Source organism: Microbacterium sp. H83 (genome assembly GCF_001650405.1).
In the GTDB taxonomy this organism is placed as follows: domain Bacteria; phylum Actinomycetota; class Actinomycetes; order Actinomycetales; family Microbacteriaceae; genus Microbacterium.
On sequence record NZ_LWCU01000054.1, the window covers coordinates 1 to 15,119 of the forward strand.

Annotated in this window: 18 protein-coding genes; 7 read left to right on the top strand and 11 right to left on the bottom strand. The window is 70.5% G+C overall.

The genetic code is table 11. The features are described from left to right. Nucleotides 1-553: general stress protein (locus tag A4X16_RS15575; protein WP_067122330.1), on the bottom strand; the 553-nt coding region annotated here is incomplete at its 3' end. 108 nt (nt 554-661) lie between these two features. Between A4X16_RS15575 and A4X16_RS15580 the strand changes: the two genes are divergently transcribed. The 4 genes from A4X16_RS15580 to A4X16_RS15595 are packed head-to-tail and all read left to right on the top strand — an operon-like array spanning nt 662 to nt 4,058. After that, nucleotides 662-1,930 carry a magnesium transporter MgtE N-terminal domain-containing protein gene (locus A4X16_RS15580; RefSeq protein ID WP_067122332.1) on the top strand — a complete coding sequence of 423 codons (1,269 nt, stop codon included), beginning with the start codon at nt 662-664 and terminating at the stop codon, nt 1,928-1,930. Next, nucleotides 1,930-2,460 carry a DUF1003 domain-containing protein gene (locus A4X16_RS15585; RefSeq protein ID WP_067122335.1) on the top strand — a complete coding sequence of 177 codons (531 nt, stop codon included), beginning with the start codon at nt 1,930-1,932 and terminating at the stop codon, nt 2,458-2,460. The genes A4X16_RS15580 and A4X16_RS15585 overlap by 1 nt, the downstream gene beginning before the upstream one ends. After that, entirely contained in the window at nt 2,457-3,575 is a 1,119-nt protein-coding gene (locus tag A4X16_RS15590; RefSeq protein ID WP_067122338.1) for an Mrp/NBP35 family ATP-binding protein, read from the top strand. Before A4X16_RS15585 ends, A4X16_RS15590 begins: the two co-directional genes overlap by 4 nt. 9 nt (nt 3,576-3,584) lie before the next feature. Beyond that, nucleotides 3,585-4,058 carry a hypothetical protein gene (locus A4X16_RS15595; RefSeq protein WP_067122341.1) on the top strand — a complete coding sequence of 158 codons (474 nt, stop codon included), beginning with the start codon at nt 3,585-3,587 and terminating at the stop codon, nt 4,056-4,058. A gap of 4 nt (nt 4,059-4,062) precedes the next feature. Here A4X16_RS15595 and A4X16_RS15600 read toward each other — a convergent pair whose 3' ends face one another. Then, the gene (locus tag A4X16_RS15600; RefSeq protein WP_067122344.1) at nt 4,063-4,461 is read right to left on the bottom strand and encodes a twin-arginine translocase TatA/TatE family subunit; all 399 of its coding nucleotides are present in this window, start codon (nt 4,459-4,461) and stop codon (nt 4,063-4,065) included. A gap of 90 nt (nt 4,462-4,551) precedes the next feature. On the opposite strand from A4X16_RS15600, the gene A4X16_RS15605 reads away from it, so the two are divergent. Beyond that, a complete protein-coding gene (locus A4X16_RS15605) occupies nt 4,552-5,187 on the top strand; it encodes an O-methyltransferase (RefSeq protein WP_067122347.1) in 636 nt (211 codons plus the stop codon). Nucleotides 5,188-5,263: 76 nt separating this feature from the next. Here A4X16_RS15605 and A4X16_RS15610 read toward each other — a convergent pair whose 3' ends face one another. The 3 genes from A4X16_RS15610 to dapE all read right to left on the bottom strand — a co-directional run bounded on the left by A4X16_RS15610 (nt 5,264) and on the right by dapE (nt 7,807). Beyond that, nucleotides 5,264-5,437 carry a DUF3117 domain-containing protein gene (locus A4X16_RS15610; RefSeq protein ID WP_067122349.1) on the bottom strand — a complete coding sequence of 58 codons (174 nt, stop codon included), beginning with the start codon at nt 5,435-5,437 and terminating at the stop codon, nt 5,264-5,266. Between the two features lie 97 nt (nt 5,438-5,534). Continuing rightward, on the bottom strand, nt 5,535-6,752 hold the full coding sequence (locus tag A4X16_RS15615; protein ID WP_067122352.1) for a hypothetical protein: 1,218 nt from the start codon (nt 6,750-6,752) through the stop codon (nt 5,535-5,537). Continuing rightward, nucleotides 6,734-7,807: a succinyl-diaminopimelate desuccinylase gene (gene dapE, locus A4X16_RS15620; RefSeq protein ID WP_067122355.1), complete on the bottom strand. Its 1,074-nt coding sequence runs from the start codon at nt 7,805-7,807 to the stop codon at nt 6,734-6,736. Before dapE ends, A4X16_RS15615 begins: the two co-directional genes overlap by 19 nt. A gap of 65 nt (nt 7,808-7,872) precedes the next feature. On the opposite strand from dapE, the gene dapD reads away from it, so the two are divergent. Both dapD and A4X16_RS15630 read left to right on the top strand, forming a co-directional pair. Beyond that, nucleotides 7,873-8,826, top strand: a complete 954-nt coding sequence (dapD, locus tag A4X16_RS15625) for a 2,3,4,5-tetrahydropyridine-2,6-dicarboxylate N-succinyltransferase (protein WP_067122358.1) — start codon at nt 7,873-7,875, stop codon at nt 8,824-8,826. 263 nt (nt 8,827-9,089) lie between these two features. Next, the gene (locus tag A4X16_RS15630) at nt 9,090-10,487 is read left to right on the top strand and encodes a DEAD/DEAH box helicase (RefSeq protein WP_067122361.1); all 1,398 of its coding nucleotides are present in this window, start codon (nt 9,090-9,092) and stop codon (nt 10,485-10,487) included. A gap of 147 nt (nt 10,488-10,634) precedes the next feature. Here A4X16_RS15630 and A4X16_RS15635 read toward each other — a convergent pair whose 3' ends face one another. From A4X16_RS15635 to A4X16_RS15660, 6 genes are all read right to left on the bottom strand, one after another. Then, nucleotides 10,635-11,954, bottom strand: a complete 1,320-nt coding sequence (locus A4X16_RS15635; RefSeq protein ID WP_157560253.1) for a citrate synthase — start codon at nt 11,952-11,954, stop codon at nt 10,635-10,637. Between the two features lie 144 nt (nt 11,955-12,098). Then, entirely contained in the window at nt 12,099-13,211 is a 1,113-nt protein-coding gene (gene dapC / locus A4X16_RS15640; RefSeq protein WP_067122363.1) for a succinyldiaminopimelate transaminase, read from the bottom strand. A gap of 3 nt (nt 13,212-13,214) precedes the next feature. Then, nucleotides 13,215-13,535, bottom strand: a complete 321-nt coding sequence (gene fdxA, locus A4X16_RS15645; protein ID WP_067122365.1) for a ferredoxin — start codon at nt 13,533-13,535, stop codon at nt 13,215-13,217. A gap of 9 nt (nt 13,536-13,544) precedes the next feature. Further along, nucleotides 13,545-14,009: a histidinol dehydrogenase gene (locus tag A4X16_RS15650; protein WP_231880399.1), complete on the bottom strand. Its 465-nt coding sequence runs from the start codon at nt 14,007-14,009 to the stop codon at nt 13,545-13,547. A gap of 35 nt (nt 14,010-14,044) precedes the next feature. Next, on the bottom strand, nt 14,045-14,359 hold the full coding sequence (locus A4X16_RS15655) for an AzlD domain-containing protein (protein ID WP_067122367.1): 315 nt from the start codon (nt 14,357-14,359) through the stop codon (nt 14,045-14,047). After that, nucleotides 14,356-15,084: an AzlC family ABC transporter permease gene (locus tag A4X16_RS15660; RefSeq protein ID WP_067122637.1), complete on the bottom strand. Its 729-nt coding sequence runs from the start codon at nt 15,082-15,084 to the stop codon at nt 14,356-14,358. Before A4X16_RS15660 ends, A4X16_RS15655 begins: the two co-directional genes overlap by 4 nt. Between the last annotated feature and the right edge of the window lie 35 nt (nt 15,085-15,119).

Below are 15,119 nucleotides of genomic sequence, written 5' to 3' on the forward strand. Positions count from 1 at the left end.
GGGTGGGCGCCGGCTGACCTCCCGGGGTGATGCGCTCGCCGTACCGGGGCGGCTCCGTCAGATCGACCGGCGCCCTCGTGGCCACGGGCTTGACCGCTCCGAGCGCCTGGCGGGCCTTCGCGAGCGAGACGGCCTGCACCCGGACCTCGTAGTGGTCGGCGGCGAACTGGGTCACGCTCGCGAAGTCGCGACGACGTCTCACGATCGCATAGGTCACGAGGCTCAGCAGCATGCCGAGAGCGACGCCGATGAAGACGAAGCCGACGAACAGCTGGATGGGAACCTCGGGGTTGCCGATCACGAGGATCGCCGACAGGAAGAGACCGATGAGCACGCCGTTGATCGCGCCGGATCGCGCGGCCGCCGCGTAGCCGAGGCGCCCTGTGATGCGCTCGACCGTTCGGACGCTCTGTCCGATGATCGCGATGTCCCTGGCGGGCACCTCCTGCGCGATCAGTTTGGAGACCGTCTTCTGGGCGCTCTCGTAATCCCTGGTGGATGCGACGATCTCGCCCTCATCGCGGCTGTCGGCTGGACGATTGAGCATGCTCATCCCGCCATTGTTCCACGTCCGTCGATGCCGAGGCCGGGAGCCGACGCGGCGTTCGCGCGCCGTGGCGGCGAGAGGGACGCCCCCGGCACTGCGCACTACGCTGGACGAGTGAGCACACAACGGGTATTCGCCGCGCGCCTGGCAGGGTGCGCCGTCTTCGACCCCGTGGGCGACCGGCTCGGCAAGGTCCGGGACGTCGTCATCGTGTACCGAAGTACCGCGGCCCCTCGCGTCATCGGTCTCGTCGTCGAGATCCCCGGGCGACGGCAGGTGTTCCTCTCGATCGGCCGCGTGACGTCGATCCGAGCCGGACAGGTGATCAGCACCGGTCTCATCAACGTCCGCAGGTTCTCGCCGCGCGCCGGCGAGGTGCGCGTGCTCGCCGAACTCCTCGGTCGTCGCGTCGGCCTGGTCGACGGCAGCGGCACCGCCGTCATCGAGGACGTCGCGATCGAGCCGAACCGTCTGGGCGAGTGGGCGATCAGTCAGCTGTTCCTCCGCCGACCCAAGACGAGCGCCTCCCCCTTCGCGAAGGGGCCGACGACGTTCGCGGCCTGGAACGAGGTGACCGAGCAGCGCTCCCCCGGCGAATCCCAGTCCGCGGAGCAGCTCGTCGCCTCGTACTCCGAGCTCCACGCGGCCGACCTGGCCAACACCCTCCTCGACCTGCCGCAGCAGCGCATGATCGAGGTGGCGGAGGAGCTCTCCGACGATCGTCTCGCCGATGCCCTCGAGGAGATGCCGGAGGACGAGCAGGTGCACATCCTCGACCGTCTCGGGGACGAGCGCGCGGCCGACATCCTCGATCAGATGGAGCCGGACGACGCGGCCGACCTCCTCGCCCAGCTCCCGCCGAACCGGCTCGAGCAGCTGCTCGAGCTGATGGAGCCGGAGGAGGCCGAGGACGTCCGCATGCTGCTGCGCTACGGCCCCGACACCGCCGGCGGCCTCATGACCCCCGAGCCGATCATCCTGTCGGCCGACGCCACCGTGGCCGAGGCGCTGGCGCTCATCCGCCGGCATGAGCTCCACCCCGCCCTCGCGGCGGCGGTGTTCGTGACGCTCCCCCCGTTCGAAACGCCCACCGGGCGCCTGCTCGGCATGGTGCACTTCCAGAGGATGCTGCGCTATCCCCCGCACGAGCGTCTCGGCGCGATCATGGACGACAGCCTCGAGCCCGTGCCCGTCACGGCATCCGCCGCGGAGGTCGCCCGCATGCTCGCGAGCTACGACCTCGTCTCGCTGCCCGTCATCGATGCCGCTCGTCGGCTGGTCGGCGCGATCAGCGTCGACGACGTGCTCGATTATCTGCTGCCGGACGACTGGCGCACGCACGACATCGACGAGGCGCCCGCCCCGTCGAAGGAGGTGCGCTGATGGCACGCTCCCCTCGCCTCGACGCGCCCCTCGGCCGGGGCACCTCTCGCCCGAGGGCCACGTCGCGCGATCGGTTCGGACGCTTCACGGAGTGGGTCGCGAGGGCGATGGGGACGCCGGCGTTCCTCCTGATCCTGACGCTGTTCTGCGTGCTCTGGATCTGCTGGAACACGCTGCTCCCCGATCACCTCCGCTTCGACGACGCCGCCCTCGGCTTCACGGCGCTGACCCTCATGCTGTCGCTGCAGGCCTCGTACGCCGCGCCGCTGATCCTGCTCGCGCAGAACCGTCAGGACGACCGCGACCGCGTGCAGATCGAGCAGGACCGCCAGCGCGCGGAGCGCAACCTCGCGGATACGGAATACCTCGCTCGCGAGATCGTCGCGCTGCGGCTGTCGCTCGATGAGCGCAACTCGCAGGTCGTGACGCGCGATGTGCTGCGTCAGGAGCTCAAGGCCCTCCTGGCCGAGCTCGACGGGCACGACGACGAGCCGGACGCCGCGCGTCCGGACGGCCGCACGAGATCGTGAACGCCGCCGACGCCGTCCGCGCCGCGGTCGCCGCCGTCCCCGACCCCGAGCTGCGGCGTCCGATCGGCGATCTCGACATGGTGCGCGAGATCGCGGTCTCGGACGGCTCGGCCTCGGTGGGGATCGTGCTCACGATCGTCGGGTGTCCCGCTGCCGCGAAGATCGAGTCCGACGTCCGTGCCGCCGCGGCATCCGTGCCCGGTGTGACCGACGTGGCCGTCGAGGTCGGCGTCATGACGCCCGACGAGCGCAGGGCTCTGACCGAGAAGCTGCGCGACGGGCGCGCGCCGCGTCAGATGCCCTTCGGCCCCGATTCGCTGACCCGTGTGATCCTCGTCTCGAGTGGCAAGGGCGGCGTCGGCAAGTCGACGGTGACCGCCAACCTCGCCGTCGCACTCGCCGACCAAGGGCTGGCGGTCGGCCTGGTCGACGCCGACGTCCACGGATTCTCGATCCCCGGACTCCTCGGCATCCCCGCCGGCACGCAGCCCACGCGGATCGACGACCTGATGCTCCCGCCCGTGGCACACGGCGTCAAGACGATCTCCATCGGCATGTTCCTCCGCGACGGCGAGGCCGTCGTCGCCTGGCGCGGACCCATGCTGCACCGCACGGTGCAGCAGTTCCTCACCGATGTGTTCTTCGGCGACCTCGACATCCTCCTCATCGACATGCCCCCCGGCACCGGGGACATCGCGATCTCGATCGGACAGCTGCTCCCGCACGCCGAGGTCCTCGTCGTGACCACGCCGCAGGCCGCGGCGTCGGACGTGGCCATCCGCAGCGGACTCGTGGCCAGGCAGACGGGGCAGCGCGTGATCGGCGTCATCGAGAACATGGGACCGTTCACGCTCCCCGACGGCACCGTCGTCGATCTCTTCGGGTCGGGCGGCGGGGCGGCGGTCGCCGAGGCCCTGTCGGAGGCCGAGACGGTGCCGCTGCTCGCCCGCATCCCGCTCAGTCCTGCTCTCCGCGTCGGCGGCGACGCCGGGACCCCGATCGTCCTCGACGACCGGACGGACGCCGCGGCCGAGGCGATCCACGGCCTGGCGCGCCGTCTCGCCGGTCGCGGGCGCGGTCTCGCCGGTCGCTCACTGCCCCTGTCCCTGCGTTAGGCGGGCTCCATGACACTGCAGATCGACGAGGGGCTGCTGCGCCGCATGGCCCGCGACGCCGCGATCTTCTCGCTCACCCGACCGCGCGCGATCGTCATGTGGGTGGTCCTCGCCGCGGTGCTCGTCGTCAGCGCCCTGGGCGACCGCGCGACCGACGACCCCGGCGGCTTCCGTGCGTTCCTGCCCGTCGCGGCGCTCGGGCTCATGGCCTTCGCCGTGCTGATGACCGTGTCCGGGGCTCGTCAGGCCCTCCGCGCCGCGATGCCGCCCGGCACGACGGTCTGGGTGAGGGTCGGCGCGGATGCCCTGCAGATCGGCGCCGGCGACCGCACCTCGACCGTGCGCTACAGCACCTTCCAGAACCTGCGGGCCGGCCGACATGCCGTGCTGTTCACGATCAGGGGCGCCTCGGTGATCACGGCCGTGCCGCGCGCCCTGCTGTCGGATGCCGACATCGCGGAGCTGCGCACCCGCATCGGGTGAGCGGTCAGGTCGCCTCGGCGTCGAACGGCGGCGGGCTCGTGCGGGAGAACTCCGGCCGCGTCCGTGGGATGCGCATCGGGACCGACGGCGGCGTGGGCGAGGGCTCCGCGACGACGGTCGCCGCGGCGGCGGGGGTCGGCGCACTGTCGTCCTCGAAGAGCGCGTCGCGGATGATCCGCCGAGGGTCGTACTGACGGGGATCCAGCTTGCGCCAGTCGACGTCGTCGATCTCCGGGCCCATCTCGTCGCGCACACGGCTCTTGGTGTCGCGGAGGAACTCGCCCGCACGCCGAGCGAGCTTGGCGACGCTCTCGGCATAGCGCGGCAGCCGCTCGGGTCCGACGAGGAGGACCGCGATCAGACCGATCAGCAGAATCTTCTCGAATGAGATCCCGAGTTCCATCTCCCCAGGCTACCGCCGCGCCTGCCCCGTCGCCGCGCACGCAGCGCATACGCTGGGAGAACACATACCTCAGGCAGGAGATCCAGGGCAATGAGCGAGAACGATGCGAACGCACGTTTCATCCGCGAGTCCATCGTCGAGCCTGCCGCGATCGCGCGAGCTCGGGCCCACGCCGTCGAGCTCGGCGCCGCGCCGGTCAGCGCCGCCCTCGGCTCGCAGATCGCGGTCCTCGCGGCGGCGACGGCGGCCCGGTCGATCGTCGAGATCGGCACCGGCGCCGGTGTCTCCGGCCTCTGGCTCCTGCGCGGAGCGCCGCAGGCGGTGCTCACCTCGATCGACAACGAGCCGGAGCACCTGGCCGCAGCGCGCCAGGCGTTCGCCGACGCCCGCGTCCCGGCGACGAAGGCCCGCTTCATCACCGGTCGCGCCGCGGATGTCCTTCCGCGCATGAACGAGGCGTCCTACGACATCGTCCTGGTCGACGCGGATCCGGAGAACGTGATCGACTACGTCGAGCACGGCCTCCGCCTCGTGCGCACCGGCGGCATGGTCATCGTTCCCCGCGTCCTCGCCGGAGGGCGCGTCGCCGACCCCGTGCAGCGCGACGAGGTGACCTCGGCGTTCCGCTCGCTCATCCAGGAGACCCAGGAGTCGCCCGCCGTGCTCGCGACGGTGTCGACGTCCGGCGAAGGCCTGCTGCAGCTGATCAGCGTCGCGGACGCCTGACGCACAGAGGTGCGAAAAGGGCGACGGATCGGTGATCCGTCGCCCTTTCGGCACCCGCAGAGCGGGCCGTGGTCGATCAGGCGGGCGTCACGACGGCGGCGAGCACGTCGTGAAGCTCCTTCGCCTCAGCGTCGTTGACCGAGACGACCAGGCGGCCGCCGCCTTCAAGCGGGACACGCACGATGATGAGTCGCCCTTCTTTCACGGCTTCCATCGGTCCGTCTCCGGTCCTCGGCTTCATCGCTGCCATCGTGGGCTCCTTTTCCTCCGGTGGTATGAAGCCAGTTTATCGGGTGTCACCGGAACCTGGATGTCGCCCGTGAAGAAAATGCATCAAGCATTAACATTCACGGCACCTGCCAGAACGTGTTGCCGCGTGCATACATGGCGAAGATCCATGCCCATTGGGCGATGAGGACGGCCACGAGGGCGCCGATGCGCCACACGCGCGAGCGCGGCACGGCCACCGCTCCCCACAGCGGACTGAGCGGAAGCAGCAGCCGGAAGGTGCTCGACTGCGGGAAGAACACGGCGAGGAGATACAGCAGATAGCTCGCGCTCCACAGCCGCAGGTCCGCGCCGAGCGTCCGCACGGGGGCCGCGTAGAGGAGGGCGGCCGCTGCGCCGAGCACGAGAAGAGCCAGCAGGATCGGCCCGCCCGTCTGCGGGAGGCCCCACTGCGCGAACCAGAACTGTGACGCCTGGATCCATCCTTCGAACGGGATGAACCCCTCGGCACCGCCGAGGATCCAGTTCCGTCGCCACGCCAGCTCGGTCGCCAGGTAGGCGCCGGCGTCTCCCGTGACGACGCCCGCGATCACCTGCCAGGCGAAGCCGCAGACCGTGGCAAGAGCCCCGAGCGCGAGGATGTGCACGACCTCGCGTCGGGCCAGCGGATCGCGACGCCGATGCACGAGACGGAGGATGCCGTGCAGCCCGAGATACAGCGCGAAGGCCAGGATGCCGGGACGGGTGAACGCCATGACGGGGATCAGCGCATAGAGCCAGACGTAGCGATGCCTCGTCGTGAGATCGAGGGCGAGGAAGAGCAGGAGCAGGAAGAGCGACTCGGCGTAGCCCACCTGGAACATCGCCGCGAGCGGACCGGAGGCGAACAGCACCACCGACCACAGGGCCGCACGTCGGCCGATCCGGTCGCGGAGCAGCCGATGCAGCGCGAGACAGGCTCCGTATCCCGCGGCGAACGAGACGACGAAGGCTCCTGCGCCCCACGAGCCGAAGGGAAGACCCACGATCTTCGCGACGTATGCGAAGACCGGCATGAACGCCCACGCGTTCTCGGCGACGTCCCCCGAGGCGGTGAGCGGGAGCGGGGACGGATATCCCTCCTCGGCCACGAGCCAGTACCACTGCGCATCCCACCCCACGACGAAGTCGGCGAGTCCCGGATCGGCGCCGAAGCGCGAGAGCGATGTGGACTGCAGCGCGGCCAGCACCATCATCGTGGTGGTCAGAGCTCTCGCGAGCACGTACACGAGCGCCACCTGCAGCGGCAGAGGGATGCGCGCCCATCGGCCCGCGATCGTCAGCGCGAGCTGAGCCATGCCCGCAGCCCGCGCTCGACGGCGTCGATCTGCGCGACGGGGACCCGCTCTTCGTCGTGGTGAGCGAGATGCGGGTCGCCGGGACCGTAGTTCACGGCGGGGATGCCGAGGGCAGAGAAGCGCGCCACGTCCGTCCACCCGTACTTGGGACGCGGCTCCGCGCCGACCGCCGCGACGAACTCCTGCGCGATCGGCGCATCGAGTCCCGGGCGGGCGCCCTCGGCCGAGTCGGTGATCTCCACGTCGAAGCCGGCGAGCAGGTTGCGGATGTGCGCCTCCGCGTCGGCGGCCGTCTTGCTCGGCGCGAACCGGTAGTTCACCTCCACCTCGCACGCGTCCGGGATCACGTTGCCGGCGACGCCGCCCGAGATCCGGACGGCGCTCATGCTCTCGCGGTAGAGCAGACCCTCCACCGCCACCTCCCTGGGGCGGTACTCCGCGAGACGCGCGAGGATCGGAGCGGCGCGGTGGATCGCGTTCTCGCCGATCCAGGCGCGCGCGGCGTGCGCCCGGACGCCGGAGGTGCGCACGATCGCGCGCATGGTGCCGTTGCAGCCGCCCTCGACCTCGCCGTTCGAGGGCTCACCGAGGATCGCGAAGTCGGCCTGGAACAGGTCGGGTCGGACGGCGGCGAGCAGCGCGAGGCCGTTCTTCGACGCCTCGACCTCTTCGTTGTCGTACCACATCCAGGTGATGTCGACGGAGGGTGCGGAGAGCTCGGCGGCGAGCTTCAGCTGCACCGCCGTGCCGCTCTTCATGTCGACCGTCCCGCGACCCCAGAGGTAGGGCGCACCGTCGATCTCGATGTCGCGCGTGGGCACGTTGTCGTTGATGGGCACGGTGTCGATGTGTCCCGCGATCGCGACGCGCTGGGCGCGGCCGAGATCCGTCCTCGCGACGACGGTGTTGCCGTGCCTGATGACCTCGAGGTGGTCGTACGCGGAGACAGCGCTCTCGATGGCATCCGCCAGCGTCTTCTCCTCACCGGACACACTCGGGATGTCGCAGATCGCACGGGTCAGGTCGAGAGAGGACGCGGTCAGATCGAGCACCATGTCCCCAGCGTACTTCCCGCGACATGCGGGCAGGAGTCGCCGCTCGAGCGCGATACCGTGGAGTCATGACTGAGGCGCGCATCGTGTGGGGTACCGGATTGACGACCATCGCGGGCGACGGCACCGTCCTCGACGCCTGGTTCCCCGAGGTGACCTCCGTCGCACCCTCGTCGGAGGCCGTCTCTGCGGCGCTGTCCTCGCTCGACTCGTTCGCGGGCCCCGACGAGCGCCGCAACGTCACCGTCGAGACCGTGCAGCTGCACATCGACCTCGATGCCGCACCGGCGTCGACAGCCGACGCCTACCTCCGGCTGCACGCGCTGTCCCACCTCGTCGTGCGCCCGAACGAGCTGAATCTCGACGGCATCTTCGCGCATCTGCCCAACGTCGCCTGGACCACCGCGGGTCCCGTGCTCCCGGCGGATGCGGCGCGTCTGCGCCCGCTGCTGCAGCGTGCCGGCATCCAGGTGCAGGGTCTCGACAAGTTCCCGCGCCTGACGGACTACGTGCAGCCGGCGGGCGTCCGCATCGCCGATGCGTCGCGCGTGCGCCTCGGCGCCCACCTCTCGCCCGGGACGACGGTCATGCACGAGGGATTCGTGAACTTCAACGCCGGGACCCTCGGCGCCTCGATGGTCGAGGGGCGCATCTCCCAGGGTGTCGTCGTCGGCGACGGCAGCGACATCGGCGGCGGCGCCTCGATCATGGGCACGCTGTCGGGCGGAGGGTCGCACCGGGTCTCCATCGGGGCGCGCACACTGCTCGGAGCGAACGCCGGCATCGGCATCTCGCTCGGCGACGACTGCGTCGTCGAGGCCGGGCTGTACGTCACGGCGGGGACCAAGGTCGTCCTCGTCGACGGGCCGGTCACGCCCGACGGCAGCCGGAAGACCGTCAAGGGCGCCGAGCTGTCCGGCGAGAACGGAGTGCTGTTCCGCCGGAACTCGCTGAGCGGAGCCGTCGAGGCGGTCCGGCGCGCGGGCGTCGGCGTCACGCTGAACGAGGCGCTGCACGCCTGAGCCACCGCGGCTCGCGGGTCGTTCCCAGCCCGGTCGACCGGGCGCTGATACACTGAACGACGTCACCCCTCTTCCCGTCGGGTGACGTCGTCGTCGTCGTCACGGGGTCTCTGAGGACCGAAGAGAGCACGCACCCGCTGCTCCCCCAACCAGCCGATCGCTGGCCTTTCGCACGGCGAACCGATGCGCTCTCTGCGCCGTCGCCCACCTCGCACCCAGAACCAGCGCATGCGATCGATGACATGTGCTGATGGAGTCTTCCTGTGTCTTCCTTCCTCGAACTCGGCGTGCCCGCCGACCTCGCCGCCGTCCTCGCCGAATCCGGCAAGACCGAGGCGTTCGCCATCCAGCGCGACACCCTTCCCGATTCGCTCGCCGGCCGCGATCTGCTCGGACGCGGCCGCACCGGCAGCGGCAAGACCATCGCCTTCGCCCTTCCCCTGGTCGCGCGCCTCGCCGCCTCGGGCGGATCGCGGCGCTCCGGGCTCCCCCGCGGCCTGGTCCTCGCACCGACCCGCGAGCTCGCGACCCAGATCGCCGCGACCGTCGCGCCGCTCGCGGCCGCCGCGGGGCTCAAGGTCACCACGGTCTTCGGCGGCGTCAGCCAGCGTCCGCAGGAGCAGGCCCTGCGCGGCGGCGTCGACATCGTCGTCGCCTGCCCCGGTCGCCTCGAGGACCTCATGAAGCAGCAGGTCGTGCGTCTCAGCGCGATCGAGGTCACCGTGCTCGACGAGGCCGACCACATGGCCGACCTCGGGTTCCTGCCCGGTGTGACCCGCATCCTGAACGCCACCCCCGCCGGCGGCCAGCGCCTGCTCTTCAGCGCCACGCTCGACCGTGGCATCGACACGCTGGCCCGCCGGTTCCTCGTGAACCCGGTGAGCCACGAGGTCGACGAGGCCAGCGTCCCGGTGGGCGAGATGACCCACCGCGTGCTCGTCGTCGACTCGACCGAGAACAAGACCACGCTGGTCCGTGACCTGGCCTCCGGCACCGGTCGCCGCATCCTCTTCACCCGCACGAAGCATCAGGCCAAGAAGCTGGCCAAGCAGCTGACCGCCGCCGGCATCCCCGCGGTCGACCTGCACGGCAACCTGTCGCAGAACGCCCGCGAGCGCAACCTCGGCGCCTTCTCGTCCGATCCCGCCGACGGCGGCGTCCGCGTACTGGTCGCCACCGACGTCGCAGCTCGCGGCGTGCACGTCGACAACGTCGATCTGGTCGTGCACGTCGACCCGCCGATGGAGCACAAGGCGTACCTGCACCGCTCCGGCCGCACCGCGCGTGCGGGGGCCGCAGGCACCGTCGTCACGGTCGTGCTGCCCGAGCAGCGCCGGGACGTGAAGGATCTGCTGCGCAAGGCGGCGATCTCCGCACCCCTCGAGGACGTCACGACCGCCGCGGTGACCGAGCTCGTGCCCGAGCGGGCACCGCACGTGCGCCCCGCTCCCCCGGTGCAGCAGCAGCGTCAGGCCCCGAAGCAGCGTCCGGCCGGCGGCGAGAAGGCCTCCGCGTCGACTCCCCCGTCGCGTCGCCGTCGTCGTCCGCGTTCCGGCCAGGGCAGCGGGCAGGGCGGCCAGCCCGCCGGCGGCTCCCGTCAGGGCGGTCAGCAGCGCTCCGGCGGCCAGGGCGGCCGCGGCCGCGGTGGCCAGGGACGCTGACCCGGACCTCCTCACGTACGAGAAGAGCGGATGCCGATGGCATCCGCTCTTCTCGTCTGCGCGGGCACCGAAAGTGGTCAGGACCAGGACGGGCGCGAAAGGGCGGATGCCGTCGGCATCGCCCTTCGTCGTCTCGTGCGCCGTGCCTCAGCGCGTCTGGAAGGTGCGCTCCGGAGATCCCGTGTACAGCTGCTGCGGGCGGCCGATCTTCGTCTGCGGGTCGAGCTGCAGCTCGCGCCACTGAGCGAGCCAGCCGGGCAGACGGCCGATCGCGAACAGCACGGTGAACATACGGGTCGGGAAGCCCATCGCCTTGTAGATCACGCCGGTATAGAAGTCGACGTTGGGGTACAGGCGACGCTCCTTGAAGTAGTCGTCCGCGAGGGCGATCTCCTCGAGCTCCTGCGCGAGGTCGAGAAGGGGGTCGGTGACGCCGAGCTCGGCGAGGACCTCGCCCGCGGCCTCCTTGACGAGCTTCGCACGCGGGTCGTAGTTCTTGTAGACCCGGTGCCCGAAGCCCATCAGCTTCACGCCCTCTTCCTTGTTCTTCACCCGCTCGACGAAGCGCGAGACGCTCTGGCCCGAGTCGCGGATCTGACCGAGCATCGTCAGCACGGCCTCGTTGGCTCCGCCGTGCAGAGGGCCGGAGAGCGCCTGGATGCCGGCCGAGATCGACGCGAACTGGTTCGCGCCGGTCGAGCCGACGAGTCGGACCGTGGAGGTCGAGGCGTTCTGTTCGTGGTCCTCATGGAGGATCAGCAGCAGCTCGAGGGCCTTGGCCATCACGGGGTTGACCTCGTACTGCTCGGAGTGGACTCCGAAGTTGAGCTTGAGGAAGTTCTCGACGAAGCCGAGCGAGTTGTCGGGGTACAGGAACGCCTGTCCGACGCTCTTCTTGTGCGCGTAGGCCGCGATGACGGGCAGCTTCGCGAGCATGCGGACCATGTTGAGCTCGACGTGCTCGGGGTTGTGCGGGTCGGTCTGGCCCTCGTAGTAGGTCGAGAGCGCGGCGACGGCGGACGACAGCACCGACATCGGGTGCGCGGTGTGGGGCAGAGCGGAGAAGAAGCGCTTCAGGTCCTCGTGCAGGAGGGTGTGGCGACGGATCTTCTCGTCGAACTCGGCGAGCTCGGCGGCCGACGGCAGCTCGCCGTAGATGAGCAGCCACGCGACCTCGAGGTAGCTGGTGTTGCCGGCGAGCTGCTCGATCGGATAGCCCCGGTAGCGCAGGATGCCCTTGTCACCGTCGATGAAGGTGATCTCGGACTTCGTCGACGCCGTGTTCACGAAACCGTAGTCGAGGCCGGTGTAGCCGGTCTGACGGGTGAGCGTCGAGAAGTCGATGCTGTCGTGCCCTGCGGTGCCGCGCACCAGGGGGAATTCTGCCGTGGTCTCGCCGACCGTCAGCTTCGCGGTCGCCTGCTGCTCTGCCGCTGCGCTCACGCGGGCCTCCTCGTGGATCTTCATCAAGCCGGATGTGGCGATGTCACGGCGCTGTGCGCCAGGTCGGAACGAGATCGTCGATACGCGACCGAATCGCCTCTACAGCCTAGTAGGCGCATAGGCCTACTGTGACATCGGACAAAAGAAGCGGGCGCCGAGGGAGGGAATCTACAGAGCAGCGTCGCGCAGTCGCCGCGCGGCCTCATCGATGCGCTCCGTCGGCGCGGTGAGCGAGAAGCGGATGTGCTCGCTCGAGTGGTCGCCGTAGAAGGGCCCAGGACCGGCCAGGATGCCGAGGTCGGCCAGTCGGTCGATGCTGACCCAGGCGTCTCGTCCCTCGGTGGCCCAGAGGTAGAGGCCCGCCTCCGAGCCGTCGATGCGGAATCCGGCCGCCTCGACAGCGGGCCGCAGCACCTCTCGGCGCACCCGATACAGCTCCTTCTGCGTCGCGACGTGCTCGTCATCGCCGAGCGCGACCGCCATGGCGTGCTGCACCGGGGCCGGAGGCATGAGTCCGAGGTGCTTCCGAGCCGTCAGCAGCTCGGCGACCACCACGGCGCACCCGGCGAGGAACGCCGCCCGGTAGCCGGCGAGGTTGGACTGCTTGCTCAGCGAGTACACGCTGAGCAGGTTCGCTCGGCTTCCGCCCGTGACGCGGGGGTCGAGGATCGAGGGGATCGGCTCCGTCGCCCACTGCCCGTCCCAGCCCAGCTCCGCGTAGCACTCGTCGCTCGCGAGCACGGCGCCGAGCTCGCGAGCTCGGCGCACGGCCGCGGCGAGCTCCTCGACGGTCCAGGTACGGCCGTCCGGATTGCCGGGCGAGTTGATCCAGATGAGCTTGGTGCCCTCCGGCCACGCCTCGGGCTCGTCCACGGCGAGCGGTGTCGCTCCGGCCACGCGCGCACCCACCTCGTACGTCGGGTACGCGACTCGCGGGTGCACGACGGTGTCGCCGTCCCCGAGCCCCAGGAGCGTCGGCAGCAGCGCCACCAGCTCCTTCGAGCCGATCGTGGGAAGGACGTTGTCGACAGTGAGGTCGTCGACTCCTCTGCGTCGCGCATACCAGTCGACGATCGCCTCGCGGAGCGCCGGGGTGCCGACGGTCTGCGGATACGCGTGCGCGTCGGTGGCGTCACGGAGAGCCGCGCGGATCAGCTCCGGCGTGGGATCCACGGGCGACCCGACCGAGAGATCGACGAGACCGTCGGGATGCCGGGCGGCGCGCTCGCGGAAAGGGACCACGGCGTCCCACGGGTAGTCCGCCAGGTCGTGGACGCTCACCGACTACTCGCCCTGCGGCGGGAGTGCGGCGATGATCGGGTGGTCGTGCTCGATCACGCCGACCTTCGCGGCGCCGCCGGGCGAGCCGATCTCGTCGAAGAACTCCACGTTCGCCTTGTAGTAGTCCTGCCACTCCTCGGGCAGATCGTCCTCGTAGTAGATCGCCTCGACGGGGCACACCGGCTCGCACGCACCGCAGTCGACGCACTCGTCCGGATGGATGTACAGCGAGCGTTCGCCCTCGTAGATGCAGTCAACGGGGCACTCGTCGATGCAGGCGCGGTCCTTGACATCGACGCACGGGAGGGCGATCACATACGTCACCCCCTCAGTCTACGGCTCGCTGCCGGTCCGATCGCCCAGGGTCGGAGCATCACCGCCGACAGGCGACGGAGCCCCGGACGTCGCGACCGGCCGTGCGGAGGCGTCCGTGCGCGTCGGCAGCCGTCGCAGCGACGGCCATGCGACCGTCAGCAGCACCAGCCCGGCGACCAGATAGGTCCACACCCGTCCGCTCAGCGAGTCCTGCACGACCACCGATCCGCCGGGACCGACGCCCGAGATGAGCACGAGCATGCCGAGCATTCCCAGGCCCGAGGCCAGTGTGGCTCCGCGATCGTGGGTGAGCGCGCGGATCGCCACGAGGATCGCTCCGCAGGCGATCGCGCCCACGATGAGCCCCACGGGAACGGGTCCCCACATCAGGCTGTGGCCGATGGTGCCGGCCACGCCGAACACGCCGCCGACGAGCGCCGCCGCGATCCACGACAGCACCCGGGAGATCCATCCGATACGCACACGACGATCCTACGCGCGGCGGCGCGCCGGGCTCGTCAGGTGGCGAGGCCGAAGAGCCGCAGCAGGGCGGCGACGGCCGCCGCGGCCACGACGACGACGAGGAACGACTGACGCAGCCACAGGAGCCCCGCGGCGACCAGCAACGCAGGCACCCGTGCGTCGACGACGATCGACTGCCCCGCGCCCAGCGTCTGCACGGCCACCAGGGCTGCCAGCAGCGCCACCGTCAGGAGGTCCGAGATCCGTGCAGGGCGTGGCGCCTCGAGCACCTTCGGAGGCACGAGGTACCCCACTGCCTTCAGACCGAGGCAGATGAGGGCGGCGAGGAGGATCGCGCTCCACACGCTCACGACGCCGCTCCCCCGGTCGGAGCCTCGCCGGTCGATGCCTCGCCGACCTGCGCCTCGCGACCCATCCAGTTGAACCACCCGACGACGATCGCCACGACCGCGGCGACGAGGACGGGGAGTCCCGGCATCAGGAAGGGAGTCAGCGACGCTGCGACGACGGCGGCCGCGGCGCCGACCGCGACGGCCTGTCGGCGCGCGAGACGCGGCCCGAGGAGCGCGAGGAACGCCGCCGCGGCCGCGGCGTCGAGGCCCCACGTCCTCGGGTCGCCGAGGATGTCGCCCACGAGCGCTCCGACCAGGGTCGTGAGGTTCCATCCCACGAAGATCCCGATCCCGGTCACCCAGAAGCCCACCCGGCGCAGCCGCGGATCGCCCTGCGAGATGGCGACCGCCGTCGACTCGTCGATCGTGAAGTGCGCCGCCGCGATGCGTCGGGTGCGGGTGGTGCCGACGATCGGCGACATCCGCATCCCGTACGCCACGTTGCGCACGCCCAGCAGCACGGCGGATGCGACGGCCGACGGGAGCGCGGTCACGCCTCCGGCCGCGAAGACGCCGACGAAGGCGAACTGCGATCCACCGGTGAACATGAGGGCGCTGAGCACGCAGGCCTGCCATACGTCGAGTCCGGATGCCACCGCGAGCGCACCGAAGGACACACCGTAGGCGCTCGTCGCGAGGACGACGCCCAACGCTTCCCGCCAGACCTCGCGCTCGGCGCTCACGGCGCAGCCGTTCGACGAACTGAACACATGATCAC